Source organism: Paraburkholderia suaedae (genome assembly GCF_040812055.1).
GTDB lineage: Bacteria > Pseudomonadota > Gammaproteobacteria > Burkholderiales > Burkholderiaceae > Paraburkholderia.
The window spans coordinates 39,739-61,024 of sequence record NZ_JBFOAH010000034.1; the positions used below are offsets into that span (position 1 = coordinate 39,739).

A 21,286-nucleotide genomic window follows, 5' to 3' on the forward strand; every position below is an offset into this window, starting at 1 on the left:
TGCCACGCGCCGCGTCCATCGGAGTGTCCAGTGCGGGGACGACGCCGCCGCAATGCATCGCGCCGATGCGTTCGAGCGGCGTCGAAGCGCGTGGCCCGAGTCACGGTATGAGCGGACAACTACCGCAAGCGGCGCGCCGCAGCCGTTGCACTCTCGCGTCAGAGCGCCATATCGAAAGCGGGCTTGAGGAAAAACTCGAGCGCCATCACGGCGAGGCTCATCACGGCCGCGGCTAACGTCAACACGCCGTACTCGTCGTAGCGTGAGTCGTACAGGCACGCTACGACGAACAGAATCGCCAGCAGATTGGTCAGCCAATCGAAGTTCAGCGCGAGGTCCATCGATCAATCCGGGCTGGTGTGCGATCCGCAAAGCCCGGATCGGATGGTCAGTGCGCGGGATTGTATCGAAATGAGCTTACGGATTAGCAACGGCGGGGCTTAAAGCGATGACGGCGACGCTGGAAGACGCCCCGAACAGAGTCCCCTCTGTCGACCCCCAGCCGGAACCCTCTGCGGCTACATCATCTCCCGCTCGATCCACTCGATCACGGACGTGCGCTTTGGCTGCCAGCCGAGCAGCTTGCGGGCGCGCTCGCCGCGCACACGGCTGTTCGATCCCAGGCCATAGGACGCCATTTCGTAGCCCCATTCCTTCTGCGCTTCATCGAGCGGCCAGTCTTGCGGCTCGCCGAGCTTCATCGCGTGCGCGATGGCGGTGCTCATGTCGCGATACGACGCTTCGCCGCTCTCGACAAAGTAGAACGTGCCGGCCGGCGTCTTTTCCAACGCGAGGCGATACAGTTCGGCGACGTCGTCGATGTGCACGTTCGACCAGATGTTGCCCCCGCTGCCGACATGGCGCACCACGCCGCTCTTTTGGGCCTGGCGCACGAGCCGCGGCAGCTGCACGCTGGCGCTGCCGGCCACTACGCCGTGACCGTAGATGAGGGTGTTGCACAGCACCGCCGCGCGAATGTTCTGTTGCGCCGAAGCCAGCACCCGCTGGTCGATCGCGACGCGCGCGCCTTTGTCGGCGCTCGGGATGGGCAGCGCGTCCTCGTGATAGATGCGCGCGTCACCCGCCTCGCCGCCCGACGCATCGCCGACGATGCTCGAACCGCTCGTGTGCAGAAACGGCTTGCCCGAGCCGGTCAGACCTTCGATCAGCGCGGCAACCGCGCCTTCGTGGTCGCTGCTCGCGGCGTTGATGACGGCATCGGCGGCTTGCGCCTGGGCGACCAGCAACGTGCGGTCGTCGAGCGTGCCGATCACCGGTTCGATCCCGAGCCGTTGCAGCTCGGCGCTCTGCTGGGTCTGGCGGATCAGGCCGCGCAGCTGATGGCCGGCGCGTACGAGATGCGCCGCGATGGAACCGCCGATGAAACCGCTCGCGCCCGTGATGAAAATCTTCAAGACATTCTCCTTGAGGGAAACAGCAACCGTTTTCCCATGACACCGGAGTCAGCGCTAAATCGCTGGCTGCCGATCGACACAGGACGAAGGCACTCAGTATCCGACGTCCCGATTCTCGCAAAAAGCGTGTTAGTCTCAAATCAATCTTGATTTGAAGTCAACAATGAAAACGTCCACCGATGAGCTGCTGGTGTTCGTCACCGTGATCGACAGCGGCTCGATCACGGCGGCGGCCGAAAAGCTGGGGCAAACCGTGTCCGGCGTGAGCCGTGCGCTCACGCGCCTCGAAAAGAAACTCGACACGGCGCTCGTGCGGCGCACGACGCGCCGCCTGCAACTGACCGAAGAGGGCGAGGCGTTCCTGCAGCGCGCGCGGGCGATTCTGGACGCGATGGAAGAGGCCGAGGAATCGGTCGCTCGCGGACGCGAGCGGCCGTCGGGGCGCTTGCGGGTCGACGCAGCGTCGCCATTCATGCTGCATTGCGTGGCGCCGCACATGACCGCGTTTTCGGCCTTGTATCCGGAGATCCGCCTCGAGCTGACCAGCAACGAACGGATCGTCGATTTGCTCGAGCAGAAGGTGGACATTGCGATCCGCATCGGCGCGTTGCAGGACTCGACGTTGCATGCGCGCACGCTCGGCAGCAGCAGGCTGCGGGTGCTCGCGAGCCCGGCGTATCTGGCCGAACACGGCGAGCCGAAAAGCGTGGATGCATTGCGCGCGCATCGGCTGATCGGCTTCACGGCGCCGGAGCATCTGAATCGCTGGCCGCTGCGCGAGGGACGCAAGAGCGCAAAGCGGTCGCTGAAAATCGAACCGGCGATCACCGCATCGAGCGGCGAGACGCTGCGGCAGCTCGCGCTGTCCGGCTGGGGAATCGCCTGTCTCGCGGACTTCATGACCGCCGCCGACGTGCGCGACAACCGCCTTGTGCCGATTCTCGGCAACGTCTCGATCGACGAACGTCAGCCGGTGAGCGCGGTGTATTACCAGAGCGCGTCGCTGGCGGGGCGCGTGCAGTGCTTCCTGGATTTCATCGCGGCGCGCGTGAAACTTTAGCGGGAATTTCTTTTCTTCTGCCCCCGCGGCACAGGCTCGCTGCCCGCCAACCCATGCGCGTTTCTTAACGCAAGCGGCTCTCGTGACTGCGCGCAGGGCGGGTCCCCGGCCAACCAGCACGCGGAGGGTTTTTGTTCATTTGGCGCGGGTTGTGCGAGGGTGTATATACAACTTGGTGGCTCGAGACGCCGCCCGCTTGCCCGCTTCGGAGCGTTGTCCAGGTCGGCGGTGATAGCGCGACCGCTGACCGAGAGCGCCTCCTCTAATGGAAAGTACCTAGCTCCAAAGCCGAAAAAACAAGTTGTATATACAAGACGGCGCAGCTAGACTTCATTGAAATTGTATAGACAGGACAACGACACCATGATTCTCACGCCCGGCCATCTGACTCTCCCGCAACTGCGCCGCATCGCACGCGAGCACGTCGCGCTGCAACTCGATCCCGCCAGCCGCGCGGCCATCGACGCCTGCGCGCAAGCCGTCGCCGATATCGCCGCAAAGGGCGAGCCGGCCTACGGCATCAACACGGGCTTCGGGCGGCTCGCCAGCACGCATATCCCGCACGACCAGCTCGAACTGCTGCAACGTAATCTCGTGCTGTCGCACGCGGTGGGCGTCGGCGAGCCGATGTCGCGTCCGGTCGTGCGTCTGCTGATCGCGCTGAAGCTATCGAGCCTGGGCCGCGGTCACTCGGGCATCCGCCGCGAAGTGATGGAAGCGCTGATCGCGCTGTACAACGCGGACGTGCTGCCGGTGATTCCGGTGAAGGGTTCGGTAGGGGCATCGGGCGATCTTGCGCCGCTTGCGCATATGTCCGCGGCGCTGCTGGGCGTCGGCGAAGTGTTCGCAAAGGGCGAGCGCATACCCGCCACCGAAGGTCTCGCGCTCGTCGGCCTGAAGCCGCTCACGCTGCAGGCGAAGGAAGGCCTCGCGTTGCTCAACGGCACGCAGGCATCGACCGCGCTCGCGCTCTACAACATGTTCGCGATCGAGGACCTGTACCGCACAGCGCTCGTGGCCGGCGCGCTCTCGGTCGATGCGGCAATGGGTTCGGTCAAGCCGTTCGACGCACGCATTCACGAACTGCGCGGCCATCGAGGCCAGATCGACGCGGCGGGCGCTTATCGCTCGCTGCTGCAAGGCTCGGGCATCAACGCGTCGCATGCCGGGTGCGACAAGGTGCAGGACCCGTACAGCCTGCGCTGCCAGCCGCAGGTGATGGGCGCGTGCCTGGACCAGATGCGCCACGCGGCCGACGTACTGCTGCTCGAAGCCAACGCGGTCTCCGACAATCCGCTGATTTTCCCGGACACCGGCGAAGTGCTGTCGGGCGGCAACTTCCACGCCGAGCCGGTCGCGTTCGCCGCCGACAACCTCGCGCTGGCCGCCGCCGAAATCGGCGCACTGGCCGAGCGCCGCATCGCGCTGCTGATCGACGCGACGCTCTCGGGCCTGCCGCCGTTTCTCGTGAGGGATGGCGGTGTGAACTCCGGCTTCATGATCGCCCACGTGACGGCTGCCGCGCTCGCATCGGAAAACAAGACGCTCGCGCATCCCGCCTCGGTCGATTCGCTGCCCACTTCCGCGAATCAGGAGGACCACGTGTCGATGGCGACGTTCGCCGCGCGCAAGCTCGGCGACATCGCGGAGAACACTGCGAACATCCTGTCGATCGAACTGCTCGCCGCTGCGCAAGGCGTCGATCTGCGCGCGCCGCACAAGACCAGCCCGAGCCTGCAAAAGGTGATGGACGCCGTGCGCAAGGACGTCGCGCATTACGAACTCGATCACTACTTCGCGCCGGACATCGCGGCGGTCACGAAGCTCGTGCAGGACGGCACGATCGCGAAGCTGAGCCCGTTCTCGTTCGCCTCCGAACAGTAAGTCTCGAGTACCCGGATCACGCCAATGAACGCTCCGGCTTATCAGGGCATCAAGGACTTCATCCTCGCGCGCATTCATGCGGGCGAATGGGGTGAAGGCGATCAGGTGCCCTCGGAAAACGAGCTGGCGCGCGAATTCAACGTGGCGCGCATGACGGTCAACCGCGCGCTGCGCGAGTTGACCTCGGAGCAGGTGCTCACGCGCGTGCAAGGCTCGGGCACGTTCGTCGCGCGTCCCAAGTACGAGTCGACGCTGGTGGCAATCCGCAGCATCTCCGATGAAATCGTCGCGCGCGGTCATCGCTATCAGGCCAAGGTGCTGCACATCGGCGCGAGCATCGCCGACGAGGCGCTCGCCGAAGAGATGCAGGTCGGCGCGGGCAGTCCGGTGTTTCATTCGCGCCTGCTGCATTTCGAAAACGACGAACCGGTGCAACTCGAAGAGCGCTGGGTCAATCCTGCGGTCGCACCGGAATACGCGTTGCAGGACTTCACGAACACCACGCCGAACCAGTATCTGGTGCGCGTCGCGCCATTGCAGCGGGTCGAGTACCGGATCGAAGCGCTGGCGGCGGACGCCGACACCCGCGAACTGTTGACGATGGATGAACTGGAGCCTTGCCTCGTGCTGCATCGGCGCACGTGGTCGCAAAGCAAGGTCGCGTCGATCGCGAATCTGTGGCACCCGGGTAGCCGCTACCGCTTTACCGGCCATTTCTGATTGCGCGTCTGCGGATCTTTTGCTGAATCTTTTCTGAACCTCTCCAAGCCTTGCGAGGGCCACCATGAACAACCCGAAACACATCGACCCGCGACTCGACCCCACCCGCACGATCCGAGCGCCGCGCGGCAGCGAGAAAACCTGCAAGACCTGGATCGCGGAAGCCGCGTACCGGATGATCCAGAATAATCTGGACCCCGAAGTAGCCGAGCATCCGCACGCGCTCGTCGTGTACGGCGGGATTGGCCGGGCGGCGCGCAACTGGGATTGCTTCGATCAAATTCTCGCGTCGCTGAAGGACCTGAACGAAGACGAGACGCTGCTGATCCAGTCGGGCAAGCCGGTGGGCGTGTTTCGCACGCATGCGGACGCACCGCGTGTGCTGCTCGCCAATTCGAACCTGGTGCCGCATTGGGCGACGTGGGAACACTTTCATGAGCTCGATCGCAAGGGCCTGATGATGTACGGGCAGATGACGGCGGGCAGCTGGATCTACATCGGCAGTCAGGGCATCGTGCAGGGCACGTACGAAACGTTCTTCTCGGTGGCGAACCAGCATTTCAACGGCGATCCGAAGGGCCGCTGGATTCTGACGGGCGGCCTCGGCGGCATGGGTGGCGCGCAGCCGCTCGCGGCGACGATGGCCGGATTCTCGATGATCGCCGTCGAGTGCGATGAGTCGCGCATCGACTTCCGTCTGAAGACGCGCTATGTCGACAAGAAGGCGAAGACGCTCGACGAAGCCCTCGCGATGCTCGAAGCGGCGAAGCAGGCCGGCAAGCCGGTGTCGATCGGTCTGCTCGGCAATGCCGCCGACGTGTTCGCCGAATGCGTGGCGCGCGGCATCACGCCGGATTGCGTGACCGACCAGACCAGTGCGCATGATCCGATTCACGGCTACCTGCCGCAAGGCTGGAGCGTCGAAGACTGGCGCGAGCGCATGAAGACCGCGCCGGACAGCATCATCACGCCGGCCAAGCAGTCGATGGCCAAACAGGTGCAAGCGATGCTCACGCTGCAGGATCGCGGCGCCGCGACGCTCGACTACGGCAACAACATCCGCCAGATGGCGTTGGAAATGGGCGTCGAGAACGCGTTCGATTTCCCCGGCTTCGTGCCCGCGTATATCAGGCCGCTCTTCTGCGAAGGCAAGGGACCGTTCCGCTGGGTCGCGCTGTCGGGCGACCCCGAGGACATCTACAAGACCGATGCGAAGGTCAAGGAACTGATCCCCGACGATGCGCATCTGCACAACTGGCTCGACATGGCGCGCGAACGCATCGCGTTCCAGGGGCTGCCGGCGCGGATCTGCTGGGTCGGCGTGAAGGATCGCTATCGTCTGGGCCAGGCGTTCAACGAGATGGTGAAAAACGGCGAGCTGAAGGCGCCGATCGTGATCGGCCGCGATCACCTCGACACCGGCTCGGTGGCGAGCCCGAATCGCGAAACCGAATCGATGAAGGACGGCTCGGACGCGGTCAGCGACTGGCCGCTGCTCAATGCGCTGCTGAACACGGCGGGCGGCGCGTCGTGGGTATCGCTGCATCATGGCGGCGGCGTCGGAATGGGCTTTAGCCAGCACTCGGGCGTCGTGATCGTCGCGGACGGCAGCGACGCGGCGCATGAGCGGCTGGGCCGTGTGCTGTTCAACGACCCCGCGACGGGCGTGATGCGTCATGCGGACGCCGGTTACGAACTCGCGCAGTCGACGGCTCGCGAAGCCGGTCTCAAGCTGCCGATGCTGGGCCGCTGATCGTGTCCGCGACGCCATCGTCTGCAAGCGTGTCGCTGATTCGCGGCGCCGACCTCGTGGCGGCGCCGTGGAAGAATGGCGGCGGCGTCACGCGCGAAGTGGCGGTGTTCCCAGCGAACGCGGGGCTCGACGATTTCGTGTGGCGCGTGAGCATCGCCGATGTCGCGCAAGGCGGCCCGTTCTCGCGTTTCGAGGGCGTCGATCGCACGCTGGTGCTGTGCTCCGGTGCGGGGATGGTGCTCGATGAAACGGCGTCGCGGAACGAACGGCACAGCAAGTCGCACACATTGGCGCACCCGCTCGACATCGCCCGCTTTGACGGCGACGCGCAGATCGACGCGCGGCTGATCGACGGCGCGACGCGCGACTTCAACCTGATGGTGCGGCGCGACGCGGCGCAAGGCACGCTCGACGTATGGCGCGGGCAATCGCAGCACAGCACGCAGCACACGTTGTCGGCCGACGTGGCGTTGCTGTTTTGCGCAAGCGGTTCGGTCTCGCTCACACCCGGCCACACGCAAGCGCTGCAACTCCAGGCCGGCGACACGCTGCGCATCGACGCGCCGAGCGCACTGCAATGCGCGCTTGAAGGCACGGGCGCGCTGCTCGCGATCAGCATCCACTACACGCCGCGATGACGACGACGCTTCGCGTGAGCGCGCCGCCGCTGCAAGGCGCGCGCACAAGAAGCCCACAGACAACGCAACGAGCTGCAAAGAGCACGCGATGAAGCAAACCGTCTGGCATCAGCTGAAACTGTGCCCGGAGGGCGACCCGCAACACACGCTCGCCGATGGCGCGATCGCCGTCGAAGACGGCCGCATCGCATGGCTCGGCGCTGCCTCGGAATTGCCCGCCGACTATGCCGCATGGCCGCGCGAAGACCTGCGCGGCGCATGGGTGACGCCGGGGCTCGTCGAATGTCATACCCATCTGGTGTACGGCGGGCAACGCGCGGACGAATTTGCGCAGCGCCTCGCCGGCATCAGCTATGAAGCAATCGCGCAGCAGGGCGGCGGGATTGTCTCGACGGTGCGCGCCACACGCGCCGCGGACGAAGCCTCGCTGTTCCGGCAAGCGGCTGCGCGGCTCGAACCGCTGCTCGCCGAAGGCGTGAGCGCGATCGAAATCAAATCCGGCTACGGCCTCGATCTCGTCAGCGAGCGCAAGATGCTGCGGGTCGCGCGGCAACTGGGCGAACGCTATCCGGTGACGGTCTACACGACCTTTCTCGGCGCGCACGCGGTGCCGCCCGAATTCGCGGGCCGCGCCGATGCGTACATCGACGAAGTCTGCAACACGATGCTGCCCACGCTTGCCGGCGAAGGCCTCGTCGACGCGGTGGATGTGTTTTGCGAGCGCATCGGTTTTTCGCTGGAACAAAGCGAACTTGTTTTCAACGCCGCACAACGCTATGGGCTGCCCTTGAAGATGCACGCAGAGCAGTTGTCGAACGGCGGCGGCACGGCGCTCGCCGCGCGCCATCGCGCGCTATCCGCCGATCACCTCGAATTCCTCGATGAAGCGGGCGTCGCGGCGATGAAAGAGGCGGGCACGGTGGCCGTGTTGCTGCCGGGCGCCTACTACTTCATTCGCGAGACGCAACTGCCGCCGCTCGACTTGCTGCGGCGCTACGAAGTGCCGATCGCGATCTCGACCGACAGCAACCCCGGTACCTCGCCCGCGACGTCGTTGCTGCTGATGATGAACATGGCGACCACGCTGTTTCGCATGACCGTGCCCGAGGTACTGCAAGGCGTAACGACGCACGCGGCCCGCGCGCTCGGCAAAGCGGACACGCACGGCTCGCTGCAGGTGGGACGCGCGGCGGATTTCGCGGTCTGGTCGGCCGATTCGCTGGCCGAGCTGGCTTACTGGATCGGCCGTCCGCTGTGCGCGCGAGTGGTGCGCGCGGGGGAGACTGTTTATACGCGGCGTGAGTCGAACCAGGCCTCGAACTGAGGACCGAACCGAGACCCCCGCCAAGACCTGAGAGACGACTCAATCGATGACCCAATCGAATCAAGCGCTGTTCGCCGAGCGCGCGTACCTGCCGGACGGCTGGCGCCGTAATGTGCTGTTGGAATGGAATGCGCACGGCACGCTGACGACGGTCACGCCGGATATGCCGGCCACGCCCGCGGGCGTGCGTCAAGCAGCCGGTCCGGTATTGCCTGGGATGCCTAACGTTCATTCGCACGCCTTCCAGCGCGCGATGGCGGGCCTCACCGAGTATCGCGCGGCCGGCGGCGCAGGCGCCACCGACAACTTCTGGAGCTGGCGCGACCTGATGTATCGCTTTGCCGAGCGCATCACGCCGGAGGGACTGGCTAGCGTCGCGCAATGGCTGTACATCGAGATGCTGAAGGCGGGTTATACGTCGGTGTGCGAATTTCACTATGTGCATCACGCGCAGAACGGCGGCCGTTACGCGAATTGCGCTGAGCTTGCACAACGTGTGGTGGATGCCGCGTCGGCGAGCGGCATCGGCATGACGATGCTGCCGGTGTTGTATCAGTACAGCGGCTTCGGCTCGCGCCCGCCGCGCGACGACCAGCGGCGCTTCATCAACACGCCGCAAAGCCTGCTCGATCTGCTCCGCACCTTGCGCGCGGCGCGTCCCGAGAGCGCCGCGCTGCGTTACGGGGTGGCGCCGCATTCGCTGCGCGCGGTCTCGGCGGAGTCGTTGCGCGCGCTGCTCGGCGGCATCGACGCCGACGCGCCCGTGCATATCCATATCGCCGAACAGACCGCCGAGGTCGACGCGTGTGTCGAAACCGAAGGCGCGCGGCCGGTGCAATGGCTGCTGGATCGTTTCGATGTCGACAGCCGCTGGTGCCTCGTGCACGCGACGCACGTCGATGCGCACGAAACGCTGGCGCTCGCGAAGAGCGGCGCGGTGGCCGGCTTGTGCCTGACCACCGAAGCCAATCTCGGCGACGGCATCTTCCCGGCGCAGGACTATCTCGATGCGCGAGGGCGCATCGGTGTGGGCTCGGATAGTCATATCGGCGTAGACTGGCGCGCCGAGTTGCGGCTGCTCGAATACGGCCAGCGTCTGACGCGGCGCCAGCGCAACGTGCTGGCGTCGGCGCAAGCCACACATGTCGCGGACCGGCTGTTCGACGCCGCGCTCGACGGCGGCGCGCGCGCCACCGGCCGCGCGATCGGCGCATTGCAGGCCGGGCGCCGCGCGGACTGGCTCGTGCTCGATCCGGATCATCCGAGCATCGCCGAGCACCCGAGCGCGGCGTGGCTGTCCGGTGTCGTATTCTGCGAGCACGGCGACACGCCGATTCGCGACGTCTACACAGGCGGCGAGCAAGTCGTCGACAACCGCCGGCATGGCGATGAAGAAGGCGCTTACGCGCGCTATCGCGCGGCGCTAGCCGAGCTGATCAAATGAGCATGCGCGAGCTGCCGAACTGATCGGCCCATTCCTTGGATTCCTTCGATTCCGGACTGACATGACTGCATTGAACACGCCGCCCGTTTTCTCGCTGCATCGGGGAAGCCTGCCGTTGCTGATCTCGATCCCGCATGTGGGCACGCAAATACCTGCCGATATCGCTGCGACGATGACTCCGGTCGCGCACCGCACCGACGATTGCGACTGGCACCTCGGCCGTCTCTACGCGTTTGCCCAGCGGATGGGCGCATCCATTCTCGTGCCGACCTACGCGCGCTACGTGATCGACCTGAACCGCCCGCCCGATGGTGCCAATCTCTACCCCGGCCAGGACACGACCGGTCTGTTGCCGGTCGACACGTTCGACAAGGAACCGCTCTACCTCGAAGGCCATCTTCCCGACGACGCCGAAATCGCGCGCCGCCGCGACGCATACTGGCAGCCGTATCACGACGCGCTGAGCGGCGAACTCGCGGCGCTGAAGGCTACGTACGGCAAAGCGCTGCTATGGGAAGCGCATTCGATCCGCTCGCACGTGCCGCGTTTTTTCGACGGACGTCTGCCCGATTTCAACTTCGGCACCGCGAATGGCGCCAGCGCGCTGGCAGGCGTGGCCGAAGAACTGGCGGCACTGGTCCAGCAGCATCGCGTCTATACGGCGGTCGCCAATGGACGCTTCAAGGGCGGTTACATCACGCGGCATTATGGGCAGCCCGGCCAGGGCGTGCATGCGGTGCAACTGGAGTTGTCGCAGATCACGTATATGGAAGAGCAACTGCCCTACGCGTATGACGAATCGCTGGCCGCGAAGGTCGAACCGGTGCTCGAAGCGCTCGTGACGATGGCGTTGGAGCGCGTGAAGGCGGCCTGAGCGGGCAATGCTTGCGCGCTGCTGAAGGCGCATGATCTCAAAGTACATAAGAGCACAAGAGCAGGCACAGGAGCCGGTCCCTGCGCTGCCGCTGGGCTCATCTCTTCACCACCCCGTTCCCCTCGCGGGCTTGCGCGCCAAGCGTGGGTCCGCAGCCCCTGCACCGCGAAGGTGTAACAGCATGTGTCCGTGATTGCGTGCCGCCGATTTCGCGCGGAACGTAGTCAGCGTCGAACCACTCGGCGCGCACCCTGTTGGATGAAAACGCCGAATGCGAAAAAAAGCCCCGCGTATGCGGGGCTTAGCGGTGGTTGCGGTGCTGCGAGGCACAGCATCATCACCATTTAATGGCAGCGCTTTTCCCAGTGATGATGGACCCGCACTTTGTGGCATTCGTGACGATGCTCATTAGCTTGTGCGGGAGCGATCGCGCTCAGGGAAACAACAGCGGCGGCAATGGCCAAAACAATTTTCTTCATTACAAGACCCTTAAATCGATGTTGGGAAGCAACCGATGCAGCACGGGGCGCGCCGCGTCGGCACGCAAGGATGCCACATTGCGCGCGTCGCGCGTAGGAACACTGCGCGAATGCGTGTGTCAATGCAACACTGGGCACGTCGCGGGCGCGGTGGGAGCGGCGCGCGCGAGCGTGTGATTTGCAGACATCAGTGAGCGGATACGCCGATCGGCGCGCACGCATTGCGCAGCCGGGCGGCAAAGTGGCTACCCAGTGCCTACGAAGCGGCTACCCTTTAAAAACGATGACGTGCGCAAGCGTGCCATCACGACATCGGGCCAAGAGATGGAAGACCCAGCGATGGAAGATTCCGATGAATTGCTGCTCCCGGTCTGGCGAGCGAACCTGGTACTGCTGACCCGCGAGGTCGGCGCGGCGAGCCGCCTCGCGCGCATGATGACGTTTTCCGCCAGCTACCTGAAACTGATGCTGTCCGGCCAGCGGGAATTCAGCGAAGAGTTCGTGCGTGGGGTCGAAGCGGTCACGGGTTTGCCGGCAGGCTGGATGAACGTGCCACATGGCGAGCACGACATCCCGCAGAATGCCCGGGAGGCGATCGACAACGAACGGCCGCTCGCGCGGTTTCGCGGCACTGCTCATCCGGTGCGCAAGAAGACGGTGCTGCGTCCGCCCGAGCCGATCTTCGGTCAGCCGCAGCCTGCCCGACGCATCGAGGAAGACACGCTCGACGTCGAAGCGCATCGGCGCCAGGTGCACTTTCGCCAGATCCGCGAGTTGGCGATCCAGGAGGTGCGGCGCTTCGAGCGGCATCTGAGTCACGCGCCGGTGGAGTTGTCGTCCATGCGCGCCAAAGTGGAGGAGGTGATCGCCGCGGCCAATAGCGCTGACCCGATCCAGGCGGATCTCGCGGGACGGCTGGAGCAGATCGAGAAACATCGCCATTTGCTGTTGAGGCATGTCGAGCGCCTGCAGGCGCTGCTGGGGCAGATCGGGGAAGACGATTGACGAGGGCGGCAAGGTAGGGGTTGCCAGTGGAAGCTCCCTCGCGCCCCCGCGCGCCCCTCACGCGCCCCTGCGTCGTGCATGAAACTCCGCTTCGAGCCTCCACGTCGCGCCGTCCTGCGCGAGCGCGGCACCAGTCCAGCAGAACGAGTCACGCGTGATGTCGGTGAAATTCCAGCGGATGGGCGTGCCGTCGGCATGGGTGCCGATCTGCACCAGATCGTGGCCGACGCGCCGGCCTCTCAACTCATCGCGCTGGCCGGTCAGCGGATTGACGTAGGTGACGCGCCACACGCGCAGCGCGGCATCCCAGATGCGCAACGTGGTGCCGTACATCGCGAGGTCGGCGTCGCCCGCCTCGCGCCCGCCGGCGGAACCGCCGCGCGGCGGCATGATCCACACGTCCTGCACGGCGCGGCCTTCGAGCACCCAGCCGAAATGAATCTCGCCGTGCCGTGGCGCGTGTCGCAGATCGACACGGTAGTGCACCACCTCCATGTCCCAACTGCCGATCAGCCAGCCGTACAGGTCATCGTCGGCGGCGATGTCGGCGGCGCGCGCGGGCGCGCTCAACGCGGCGGGGAAGCCGCCCGCCAGGTCGGTTTCGAATCGGCTCATAGTGGAAGCTCCGTGGGTTCATGGTCGGATCGACATCGACGACACAGGTCGACCGTGCCCGCCGCCGATGTGCTAAAACCACGATACGGACTCGGCCGAGGCGCATCTTGGGGAAAATTGCCGTCACTTTGCAGCAGGCGCTCGCGCGGCGCGAGCGCGACGGCGCGCGCGGCGCCACCCGCGCGCGGGCACTCGCGCAAGGCGCCGGCTGGGACGTCGCGGATCTGCTTTGCACGTTCGGCCCGCGCGACCAGCCGTTCGAGGAACGGCACGCGGGCGTCTGCATCGCGATGGTGGTGGCCGGCTCGTTCGACTATCGCACCGCGACGGGTCGCGAATTGCTCACGGCCGGCACGCTGCTGCTCGGCAACGCGGGCGAGTGCTTCGAGTGCGGGCATCGGCATGCAGCGGGGGACCGCTGCATTGCTTTTCGCTACGAGCCGGCTTACTTCGAGCGTCTTGCCGCGGACGCGGGGGTTGCCAGCGGCCAATTCAGTTTCAGGCGCGCGCGCATCCCGCCGCAGCGCGCGTTGTCGCCGCTGATCGCGCGGGCCTGCGCGGGTTCACGAGCGCTTGACGTCGACGCGGCGGGGTGGGGCGAGTTGGCCGTCGAACTGGCTGCCGCGACGCTGCACGCGGCCCGCGTGTCGACGCGCGCGCAAGCGCCCGCAGGCGGCACGGCCGGCGCGGCTGCAACGTCGCGCGTCGCCCAGGTCGCGCGCCTGATCGACGACACGCCCGGTGCGCCGCACACGCTGACGAGCCTAGCCGCCGCCGCGGGCCTGAGCGAGTTCTACTTCCTGCGCACCTTCCAGCACGTGAGCGGCGTGACGCCCCATCAATACCTGTTGCGTGCGCGCTTGCGGGCCGCGGCGCTGCGTCTTCAGGACGGCGGCGCGAAGATCGTGGATATCGCACTCGAGTGCGGCTTCAACGATCTGTCGAACTTCAATCACGCGTTTCGCGCGGAGTTCGCCGCGAGCCCGCGTGCGTGGCGTGCGCGGGGCAGGGCGCAGCGCTCATGAGCGGCAGGGTTGCGTCGGTCGCGCTGGCCGCTGTTTTGGCGCTAGGCACATACACCGCCTCGAGCTTCGCCGCCGCCGCGTCGTTCGTTGCCAGCGACGACAGTGCACCATCGACGATGGAGCGCGACGTCCACCTGTTCACGATCCAGAAAGACGGCTCGATCGAGGAGCACGACGACACAGTGTTGCGGGCCAACACCGCGAGCGGCGTCGACGACATCGCGCAACGCTACGTGTGGTTCAACAAGGACATCGAGCAGGTGCAGCTCGTCGCCGCCGAAACCATCGACCCGGACGGCGCCGTGCATCCGGTCGGCCCGGAGGCGATCCGCGACGTGCAGGAGCCGCGCTCGGCCGGCGCGCCGAGTTTCGAAGACGGCGTGTTGCGCACGGTGATCTTCCCCGGCGTGGCACCCGGTTCGCGCGTGCATCTGACGTTTCGCAAGACCCGCGCGAAGCCGTTGCAGGCCGGCACGTTCGCCTACCTGGTCGAGCCCACGCGCGAGCCGGTCGAGCAGCAACGGCTGATCTTCGATCTGCCCGCCGATGTGCCGCTTTATGCCGACGCGCGCGGCTACATTGCCGTGCCGCCGGTGACGGCCAATGGGCGCACGCGCTACGAGTTCGACTACCGCCACGGTCCCTATGCGCCGCTCGAAGCGGGCGCGGTGGGTTATGGGAACTGGGGCGATCGACTGATGGTGTCGACGGTGCCGGATTTCGCGAGTTTCGCCGCGCGCTATCGTGGGGCCGCCGCGGACCCGACGATGAACGATCCCGCCATCGTGCAGCTCGCGCAAAGCCTCACCGCCGGCGCGGCCGATCCGCGCGCGAAGGCCCAGGCGTTGTATGACTGGATGCGCCTGAACATCCGCTATGTCGCGCTATTTCTCGGCGAGACCGCGGCGATCCCGCACAAGGCGATCGACATCCTGCGCAACCGCTATGGCGACTGCAAGGATCACGTTGCGCTGTACAGCGCGCTGCTCGCCGCGGTCGGCATTCGCAGCGAGGCGGTGCTGCTGAACCTCGGGCCGAATTACAGCTTGCCGGACGTGCCCGGTTACGGCGCGAGCGCGATCAATCATGCAATCGTCTGGATTCCTGAGCTGTCGCTGTTCGCGGATACGACCGCGGGCGGCATCGCCTTCGGCTACTTGTCGCCGGGCGTGATGGACCGGCCCGTGCTGCTGGTCGGCGAAGGGGTGCTCTCGCGCACGCCGCCCACGCAACTGCGCCAACGCACCGCACGCCTGCAGATCGACATCGACGAAAGCGGGATGGCGAATTACGCTTATCGCGTCTTAGATGCCGGCTACACCGCGGAGCTCGAGCGCAACACGTTTCGCCGCGCGACGCCGCAGCGCGCGCAGCAAATCGCGGCGAACCGTTTACTGCAGACGGGCTTGCACGGCACCGCGCAGTTGACGAGCGACGACGTGGCGGCGACGAGCGGGCCGTTTGCGACATCGACGCAAGGAAGCGTTGCGCACTTCGTGTGGCGCGACGGCACGACGGCGGTGCCGGTGCTATCGAGCTTCTCCGGCGGCATGGGCTCGCAGGTGCAGACGTGGCTCGCCGAGCCGGCCCGCACCCAGCCGTGGGCGTGCCTGGGCGGCGAATTCGACGAGACGCTGGAAATGACACTGCCGGGCTTTGCCCGTGTGACCGATTTGCCGACGGATACGGCGGTACAGGACGGGTTGGTGGCGTTCTCTTCGCACTACGTGTTCGATCCCGCGACGCGGACGTTGCAGGTCAGCCGGCACCTGCGCGCGGCGTTCGCGCATCAGATGTGTTCCGCCGGCGAATTTGCCGACATCAAGGACGACCTCGTGCGGATCGAGCGCGATCTGGATGCGCAGCTGGTGGTCAAGGCGGCGAACGGGAAGTAAGCGCAGCAGGCCTGGCCGCACTCAGCCTGGGGCCGCGCCTCGCTTGCGCTCGGGTGCCGCTGTTTGTGTCGATGGCAGCGACGGCGGGCGCCGTCGTTGCCGTTCGGCGCATAAGCCAGGATGTCCTGGCCGTAGTGGTTCGTGTACTCGTCGCAAAGCGCGTTGCCCGACCAGCGGGCCGAGCGCGCGGTCATCGTCGAACCACAGCCCTCAGCGCTCGCCTTGCTGGCGCAGCAACTCTTCTCGCAGACGCAGCAGCGGCGCCTTGGTGTCCTCGTCGGCCCAGGTATCGAGGTCGTCGATCGCGCGCTGGCAGCCGTCGAGCACCAGGTCCAGATCCACCGGCACACCATTGTTCAGCGCGAACTCGATGGTCTCGGCGAACTGCTGGCATTCGTCTTCGCCGTACGAGATGTCGAGGTTGTCGGCGATGACCTCGGCGATGTTGCTGCGCGCCCTGTCGTCCGGCGTCACCATTTCGACGATGCCGCGCGCGACCGCCGGCGAGTAGTAGAGCGCGATATCGAGCCATTGCGCCGGATCGAAATCGGCCTCGTCGAACTGGCTCTCGAAGTACTCGATGGCTTCCTGTTCGTGCGCTTCGTCGGCGTCGACGCTGATGCACAACTGCTCGAAAAATTCTTCCCGCTCGCTGCGGATATAACCGTCCATCGATGCCTCGTCTACTGAATGCCGGATGCCGGAAATGGCCAGGTGAACGGCGGCTGCGTCGTCCACGCGGCACGCATTATAGGACCGGGCCGGACCCGGCCGCCAGCCGGCGCCGACGCAATTCCACCTAAGCCGTCTCCGCCACCCACGCATCGAACCACTCGCGCGGCTGCGCGATCTCGTTCTGCGCGGCCACCAGCTCCAGCTCGTATCGTCCGGCCTGCCACGTCGCCTTGACCACCGCATTCACGGCGGCAAGCGTATGCTCGAACGCCGCGCAGATCGAATCCCCAAGCAGCGTGCGCGCGACGAACACCGCGCTCGTCAGATCGCCGACCCCCACCGGCTGCCGCGCGAACGGATAAAGCGGGCGTTGCCCCATCCACGCTTCGCGTTCGGTGACGACCAGCATGTTGAACCGGTCGGCGGGACTGTCGCGGTCCAACAGGTGCTTGACCAGCACGAGCTTCGGCCCGCGCGCGATCACTTCGCGGCACGCCGTCACGGCTTCTTCGAGCGTCTCGATCTCGCGGCCCACCAGCCGCTGCAATTCCGGGTGATTCGGCGCCATTGCGTCGGCCACTTGCGGCATGGTGCGCACGAGAAACTCCTGGATGCCGGGCTCGACGCCGTAGCCGCTCGCCCCACCCATCACCGGATCGCAGAAGTACCAGGCGCGCGGATTGGCGGCCTTGACGGCCGTCACGATCTCCACCACCGACTGCGCCTGCTCGGGCGTGTGCAGGTAGCCGGAGAGCACGGCGTCGCAGCGCGGCAGCATGCCGATCGCGCCGATGCCTTCGGCCAGGTCTTCCATCTGCGACGCGTCGATCGCGCTGCCGCTCCAATGCCCGTACTGCATGTGATTCGAGAGCTGCACGGTATTGAGCGGCCAGACGTTGACGCCGAGCCGGCGCATCGGAAACGTGGCCGCGCTATTGCCGGCGTGTCCGAAGACGACATGTGACTGAATGCTCAGAACGTTTTTCGTCATGGTAGGGCCCGCGCAAGCGGTGATGCGGGATCAGAAAAAAGCGGAAGCTGCGCCGCGCGACGAATCCGACGAGAGCCCGTCGCGGCGCGGCAGGACTGCCTTCAGATGGTGCAAGAAAAAGGCGCGCTTTGCACTGTCAGAAAAACAATACATGAGTTTGACGCGCGCGAGTCGATCCGTGCGCGATGTTTGTTGCGCCGAACCATCAGCGGGCAGGCGCGCGACGCAGCGCGGCGAAACGTGTCGAGAAGCGCGTCGTAAACCGCGTCGATTCAGACGAGTTCGCGGTACAGGGCGAGGTAGCGTTGCGCCGATGCGCCCCAGCCGAAATCCTGGCGCATCGCACGCCGTTGCGCCGCTTTCCATTCGGTGCGCCGGCCGTACAGGGCGAACGCGCGGCGGATCGCGGCGCTCAGCCCCTTCGGTTCGAACCGTTCGAAGACGAAGCCGGTGGCGAGATCGTCGGCGAGGTTCTCGAGCGTTGCGTCCGCGACGGTATCCGCGAGCCCGCCCACGCAGTGCACGAGCGGCAGCGATCCATAAGCGAGCGCATACAGTTGCGTGAGCCCGCACGGCTCGAAACGCGAGGGCACCGCGACCACGTCGCTGCCCGCGACGATCGTATGCGCGAGCGTTTCGTCGAAACCCAGCTCCACCGCGACCGACTCCGGATGGGCATGCGCGACGCGCTTCAGGCCGTTCTCCAGCGCCGGATCGCCGGTGCCGAACACGACCAGCTGTCCGCCGCGCCCGACGATCTCGGGCACCGCGCCGAGCAGCAGATCGAGGCCTTTCTGTTCGGTCAGCCGGCTCACCACGCCGAACAGCAGCGCATCGTTTTTTTGCGCGAGCCCGAAGCGCTTTTGCAGCGCTTCCTTGCACGCGAGCTTGCCGGCGAGGCGAGTAGCGCTGTAGTGATGCTCGAGCAGCGCGTCGCTCGCGGGATTCCAGACCTCGTAGTCGACGCCGTTCAGGATGCCGCTCAGATCATGCGAGCGGTGGCGCAGCAGCCCGTCGAGTCCGCCGCCCTGCCCAAGGGTCTGGATTTCGCGGGCGTAGGTCGGGCTCACGGTCGTGATGCGGTCGCTGTAGTAGAGCCCGGCCTTGAGAAACGACAGCTGTCCATAAAACTCGATGCCGTGCACGCTGAAGAAATCGTCGGGCAGCGCGAGCTGGCCGAACTGATGCGCGGGAAAAACGCCCTGATACGCGAGGTTGTGCACCGTGAACACGGACCGCGCGAACACCCGGCCATGCTGGCGTTCGGCCGCTTTCAGGTAAGCGGGCGCGAGCCCCGCGTGCCAGTCGTGCGCGTGGACAATCTGCGGCGACCATGCGGGGTCCAGGTGCTGCGCCAGCTGGGCGGCGACCCAGCCGAGCAGCGCAAAGCGCTGCGCGTTGTCGCCGTAGGGCACGTGCTCGTCGTTCAGATAAGGATTGCCGGGCCGGTCGTAGAGCGCAGGGGCGCGTATCACGTAGACCACGAGTCCGTTCGACGGCAACGTGCCCGCTTCGAGCGTCGCGGCCGGCGTGTCGAAGCGGTGGCCCAGTTGCGCGACCGGCCGCAGGTCGGCGAGACCGGCGAGCACTGTCGGAAAGCCCGGCAGCAGGACACGCACGTCGGCGCCGTATTCCATCAGCGCCGGCGGCAAGGCGCCCGCGACGTCGGCGAGACCGCCCGTCTTGAGCAGGGGATACAGCTCGCTTGCGACATGCAGCGCGCGAATCGTCATAGGCCGGGTCTCGTTCGTGTAGGTGGGTCCGGTTGATCGGTCCGTATATTGCGGCTGGATCGCGGCAAGGTCGATCCGCTCGGGCATGCGTTGGCGCCATGCCCGATGCTTGAGAAGCGCGCCGGATGATTCATCCGCGGCGAACCCGGCCCGCGCGCGATGCGCGCAGGCCCGATGCGCCGAAGCCTTACTTTACCCTTTGCTTGAGCTCCAGCGCCTCGGGCGTGACCAGCACGACGCCATCGGCCGTGCGGTAAAAGCGCTCGGAATCGGCGGCGGGATCTTCGCCGATCACGGTGCCGTCCGGTATCGTGCAGCCCCGGTCGATCACCACCTTCTGCAGGCGGCAACTCGCGCCGACCGTGACCTGCGGCAACAAGACTGCCTCATTGATATTACAGAACGAACTCACCTTCACGTTCGACGACAGCACCGAGCGCGCGATCTGCGAGCCGGAGATCACGCAGCCGCCGCAGACGATCAGGTTGTTGCCCGAGCCTTGCAGCCCCTTCATGTCGCGCACGAACTTCGCGGGCGGCAACTGTTCCTGATACGTCCAGATCGGCCAGTTGCGGTCGTACAGATCGAGGGTGGGGATAGTGGACGCGAGGTCGAGATTGGCGGACCAGTAGGCGTCGATCGTGCCCACGTCGCGCCAGTACGGCTCGACGTCCGGGTGCGACGATACGCACGACATGCTGAACGGATGCGCGATCGCCGTCCCTTGCGTGACCACGCGCGGCAGGATGTCCTTGCCGAAGTCGTGATCGGTGTCGATGCTGGAGATGTTTTCTTCGAGCAATGCGTACAGATAGTCGGCGCTGAACACGTAGATGCCCATGCTGGCGAGCGCCGTATCCGGGCGGCCGGGGATCGCGGGCGGGTCGGCGGGCTTTTCGACGAAACCCGTCACGCGGCGGTTTTCGTCCACCGCCATCACGCCGAACGCGACCGCTTCCATGCGCGGCACCTCGATGCAGCCCACCGTGCAGTCCGCGCCGCTATCGGCGTGATCGGCGATCATGCGGGTGTAGTCCATCTTGTAGATGTGATCGCCCGCCAGCACCACGACGTATTTCGGGCGGATCGAGCGGATGATGTCGAGGTTCTGGAACACTGCGTCCGCGGTGCCGCGATACCAGTGCGCGCCTTCCACCCGCTGTTGCGCCGGCCACAGGTCGATGAATTCGCCGAACTCGCCGCGCAGGAAACTCCAGCCGCGCTGCAGGTGGCGCAGCAGCGAATGCGCCTTGTACTGCGTGACCACCGCGATGCGGCGGATGCCCGAGTTCAGACAGTTGGACAGCGCGAAGTCGATGATCCGGTACTTGCCGCCGAAGTGCACCGCCGGCTTGACGCGCTTGTTGGTGAGCGGCCCGAGCCGCGTGCCCCGTCCGCCCGCGAGGACGATGGCGAGGGTGGTGCGTTGCACGTCGTGCAGCCGCGCTGAAGTGTCCATGTCTGCCTCCGTTGTCGACAGGAGTTAGCGCTTTAGCGCTGACTCCTGTCCCATGCAAGTTATTGCGGTCGACCGGAGTTAGCGCTTTAGCAGGCTGTTGAAAATCGCCTCGTTGTGACAACCGGGGCGCTGTTTAAAGGGATTTCGTATGCAATTCGTCCCAGAGTTGCAGCTTGATCGTTCCGATTGCGCCGCAGGCGAGCGCGCCAGGCGACGCATTTGCGCGCGGTGGCCGGACCTGGCCGGCTCATTGCGTTGCTCCTTGCGGCAGCGCCGCCAGTATTCGGGCCATTCGCG

The 21,286-nt window shown here is 65.9% G+C and carries 20 protein-coding genes; 11 read left to right on the forward strand and 9 right to left on the reverse strand.

Annotated elements, in window-relative coordinates; translation table 11 throughout:
* Nucleotides 1-158: 158 nt before the first annotated feature.
* Together ABQJ48_RS31950 and ABQJ48_RS31955 are read right to left on the reverse strand one after the other, a co-directional pair.
* Nucleotides 159-341 (reverse strand): hypothetical protein, encoded by a 183-nt coding sequence (locus ABQJ48_RS31950; protein ID WP_367841931.1) that lies wholly within the window; start codon nt 339-341, stop codon nt 159-161.
* 177 nt (nt 342-518) lie between these two features.
* Nucleotides 519-1,415: an NAD-dependent epimerase/dehydratase family protein gene (locus ABQJ48_RS31955; protein WP_367841932.1), complete on the reverse strand. Its 897-nt coding sequence runs from the start codon at nt 1,413-1,415 to the stop codon at nt 519-521.
* A 163-nt stretch (nt 1,416-1,578) separates the two neighbouring features.
* Between ABQJ48_RS31955 and ABQJ48_RS31960 the strand changes: the two genes are divergently transcribed.
* The 8 genes from ABQJ48_RS31960 to hutG all read left to right on the forward strand — a co-directional run bounded on the left by ABQJ48_RS31960 (nt 1,579) and on the right by hutG (nt 11,112).
* Entirely contained in the window at nt 1,579-2,475 is an 897-nt protein-coding gene (locus ABQJ48_RS31960) for a LysR substrate-binding domain-containing protein (RefSeq protein WP_367841933.1), read from the forward strand.
* 363 nt (nt 2,476-2,838) lie between these two features.
* A complete protein-coding gene (hutH, locus tag ABQJ48_RS31965; RefSeq protein ID WP_367841934.1) occupies nt 2,839-4,359 on the forward strand; it encodes a histidine ammonia-lyase in 1,521 nt (506 codons plus the stop codon).
* Nucleotides 4,360-4,383: 24 nt separating this feature from the next.
* On the forward strand, nt 4,384-5,079 hold the full coding sequence (gene hutC / locus ABQJ48_RS31970) for a histidine utilization repressor (RefSeq protein WP_367841935.1): 696 nt from the start codon (nt 4,384-4,386) through the stop codon (nt 5,077-5,079).
* 64 nt (nt 5,080-5,143) lie between these two features.
* Nucleotides 5,144-6,832 carry a urocanate hydratase gene (gene hutU / locus ABQJ48_RS31975; RefSeq protein WP_367841936.1) on the forward strand — a complete coding sequence of 563 codons (1,689 nt, stop codon included), beginning with the start codon at nt 5,144-5,146 and terminating at the stop codon, nt 6,830-6,832.
* Nucleotides 6,833-6,861: 29 nt separating this feature from the next.
* On the forward strand, nt 6,862-7,470 hold the full coding sequence (locus ABQJ48_RS31980) for a HutD/Ves family protein (RefSeq protein WP_367841937.1): 609 nt from the start codon (nt 6,862-6,864) through the stop codon (nt 7,468-7,470).
* An 88-nt stretch (nt 7,471-7,558) separates the two neighbouring features.
* Nucleotides 7,559-8,794, forward strand: coding sequence for an imidazolonepropionase (hutI, locus tag ABQJ48_RS31985; RefSeq protein WP_367841938.1), 1,236 nt, complete (start codon nt 7,559-7,561; stop codon nt 8,792-8,794).
* A gap of 46 nt (nt 8,795-8,840) precedes the next feature.
* Nucleotides 8,841-10,238, forward strand: a complete 1,398-nt coding sequence (locus ABQJ48_RS31990; protein ID WP_367841939.1) for a formimidoylglutamate deiminase — start codon at nt 8,841-8,843, stop codon at nt 10,236-10,238.
* A 61-nt stretch (nt 10,239-10,299) separates the two neighbouring features.
* Nucleotides 10,300-11,112 carry an N-formylglutamate deformylase gene (gene hutG / locus ABQJ48_RS31995; RefSeq protein ID WP_367841940.1) on the forward strand — a complete coding sequence of 271 codons (813 nt, stop codon included), beginning with the start codon at nt 10,300-10,302 and terminating at the stop codon, nt 11,110-11,112.
* Nucleotides 11,113-11,456: 344 nt separating this feature from the next.
* On the opposite strand, the gene ABQJ48_RS32000 is transcribed toward hutG, so the two are convergent.
* A complete protein-coding gene (locus ABQJ48_RS32000) occupies nt 11,457-11,591 on the reverse strand; it encodes a hypothetical protein (RefSeq protein WP_367841941.1) in 135 nt (44 codons plus the stop codon).
* Between the two features lie 339 nt (nt 11,592-11,930).
* Between ABQJ48_RS32000 and ABQJ48_RS32005 the strand changes: the two genes are divergently transcribed.
* Nucleotides 11,931-12,596 carry a hypothetical protein gene (locus ABQJ48_RS32005; RefSeq protein ID WP_367841942.1) on the forward strand — a complete coding sequence of 222 codons (666 nt, stop codon included), beginning with the start codon at nt 11,931-11,933 and terminating at the stop codon, nt 12,594-12,596.
* 57 nt (nt 12,597-12,653) lie between these two features.
* On the opposite strand, the gene ABQJ48_RS32010 is transcribed toward ABQJ48_RS32005, so the two are convergent.
* Entirely contained in the window at nt 12,654-13,211 is a 558-nt protein-coding gene (locus ABQJ48_RS32010; protein ID WP_367841943.1) for a hypothetical protein, read from the reverse strand.
* 107 nt (nt 13,212-13,318) lie between these two features.
* Here ABQJ48_RS32010 and ABQJ48_RS32015 point away from each other — a divergent pair, with 107 nt between their 5' ends.
* Together ABQJ48_RS32015 and ABQJ48_RS32020 are read left to right on the forward strand one after the other, a co-directional pair.
* A complete protein-coding gene (locus tag ABQJ48_RS32015; RefSeq protein ID WP_367841944.1) occupies nt 13,319-14,236 on the forward strand; it encodes a helix-turn-helix transcriptional regulator in 918 nt (305 codons plus the stop codon).
* The gene (locus ABQJ48_RS32020; RefSeq protein WP_367841945.1) at nt 14,233-16,131 is read left to right on the forward strand and encodes a DUF3857 domain-containing transglutaminase family protein; all 1,899 of its coding nucleotides are present in this window, start codon (nt 14,233-14,235) and stop codon (nt 16,129-16,131) included. Before ABQJ48_RS32015 ends, ABQJ48_RS32020 begins: the two co-directional genes overlap by 4 nt.
* 210 nt (nt 16,132-16,341) lie before the next feature.
* Here the strand turns inward: ABQJ48_RS32020 and ABQJ48_RS32025 are convergent, their stop codons facing one another.
* The 5 genes from ABQJ48_RS32025 to ABQJ48_RS32045 all read right to left on the reverse strand — a co-directional run.
* The gene (locus ABQJ48_RS32025; protein WP_367841953.1) at nt 16,342-16,803 is read right to left on the reverse strand and encodes a hypothetical protein; all 462 of its coding nucleotides are present in this window, start codon (nt 16,801-16,803) and stop codon (nt 16,342-16,344) included.
* 127 nt (nt 16,804-16,930) lie between these two features.
* Complete coding sequence (gene pdxY / locus ABQJ48_RS32030) at nt 16,931-17,797, reverse strand: pyridoxal kinase PdxY (RefSeq protein WP_367841946.1); 867 nt, start codon at nt 17,795-17,797, stop codon at nt 16,931-16,933.
* A gap of 272 nt (nt 17,798-18,069) precedes the next feature.
* Nucleotides 18,070-19,530 carry a glycogen synthase GlgA gene (gene glgA / locus ABQJ48_RS32035; protein WP_367841954.1) on the reverse strand — a complete coding sequence of 487 codons (1,461 nt, stop codon included), beginning with the start codon at nt 19,528-19,530 and terminating at the stop codon, nt 18,070-18,072.
* Nucleotides 19,531-19,717: 187 nt separating this feature from the next.
* The gene (gene glgC, locus ABQJ48_RS32040) at nt 19,718-20,989 is read right to left on the reverse strand and encodes a glucose-1-phosphate adenylyltransferase (RefSeq protein WP_367841947.1); all 1,272 of its coding nucleotides are present in this window, start codon (nt 20,987-20,989) and stop codon (nt 19,718-19,720) included.
* Between the two features lie 78 nt (nt 20,990-21,067).
* Nucleotides 21,068-21,286 (reverse strand): hypothetical protein (locus ABQJ48_RS32045; RefSeq protein WP_367841948.1); only part of this gene is annotated, 219 nt, incomplete at its 5' end.

Coding starts and splice junctions, on each gene's coding strand:
- glgC (WP_367841947.1), bottom strand. CDS start 20,989: ATGGACACTTCAGCGCGGCTGCACGACGTGCAACGCACCACCCTCGCC.
- ABQJ48_RS32005 (WP_367841942.1), top strand. CDS start 11,931: ATGGAAGATTCCGATGAATTGCTGCTCCCGGTCTGGCGAGCGAACCTG.
- hutI (WP_367841938.1), top strand. CDS start 7,559: ATGAAGCAAACCGTCTGGCATCAGCTGAAACTGTGCCCGGAGGGCGAC.
- hutU (WP_367841936.1), top strand. CDS start 5,144: ATGAACAACCCGAAACACATCGACCCGCGACTCGACCCCACCCGCACG.
- ABQJ48_RS31950 (WP_367841931.1), bottom strand. CDS start 341: ATGGACCTCGCGCTGAACTTCGATTGGCTGACCAATCTGCTGGCGATT.
- hutH (WP_367841934.1), top strand. CDS start 2,839: ATGATTCTCACGCCCGGCCATCTGACTCTCCCGCAACTGCGCCGCATC.
- ABQJ48_RS31990 (WP_367841939.1), top strand. CDS start 8,841: ATGACCCAATCGAATCAAGCGCTGTTCGCCGAGCGCGCGTACCTGCCG.
- ABQJ48_RS32010 (WP_367841943.1), bottom strand. CDS start 13,211: ATGAGCCGATTCGAAACCGACCTGGCGGGCGGCTTCCCCGCCGCGTTG.
- pdxY (WP_367841946.1), bottom strand. CDS start 17,797: ATGACGAAAAACGTTCTGAGCATTCAGTCACATGTCGTCTTCGGACAC.
- ABQJ48_RS31960 (WP_367841933.1), top strand. CDS start 1,579: ATGAAAACGTCCACCGATGAGCTGCTGGTGTTCGTCACCGTGATCGAC.
- glgA (WP_367841954.1), bottom strand. CDS start 19,530: ATGACGATTCGCGCGCTGCATGTCGCAAGCGAGCTGTATCCCCTGCTC.
- hutC (WP_367841935.1), top strand. CDS start 4,384: ATGAACGCTCCGGCTTATCAGGGCATCAAGGACTTCATCCTCGCGCGC.
- ABQJ48_RS32000 (WP_367841941.1), bottom strand. CDS start 11,591: ATGAAGAAAATTGTTTTGGCCATTGCCGCCGCTGTTGTTTCCCTGAGC.
- hutG (WP_367841940.1), top strand. CDS start 10,300: ATGACTGCATTGAACACGCCGCCCGTTTTCTCGCTGCATCGGGGAAGC.
- ABQJ48_RS32025 (WP_367841953.1), bottom strand. CDS start 16,803: ATGGACGGTTATATCCGCAGCGAGCGGGAAGAATTTTTCGAGCAGTTG.
- ABQJ48_RS32020 (WP_367841945.1), top strand. CDS start 14,233: ATGAGCGGCAGGGTTGCGTCGGTCGCGCTGGCCGCTGTTTTGGCGCTA.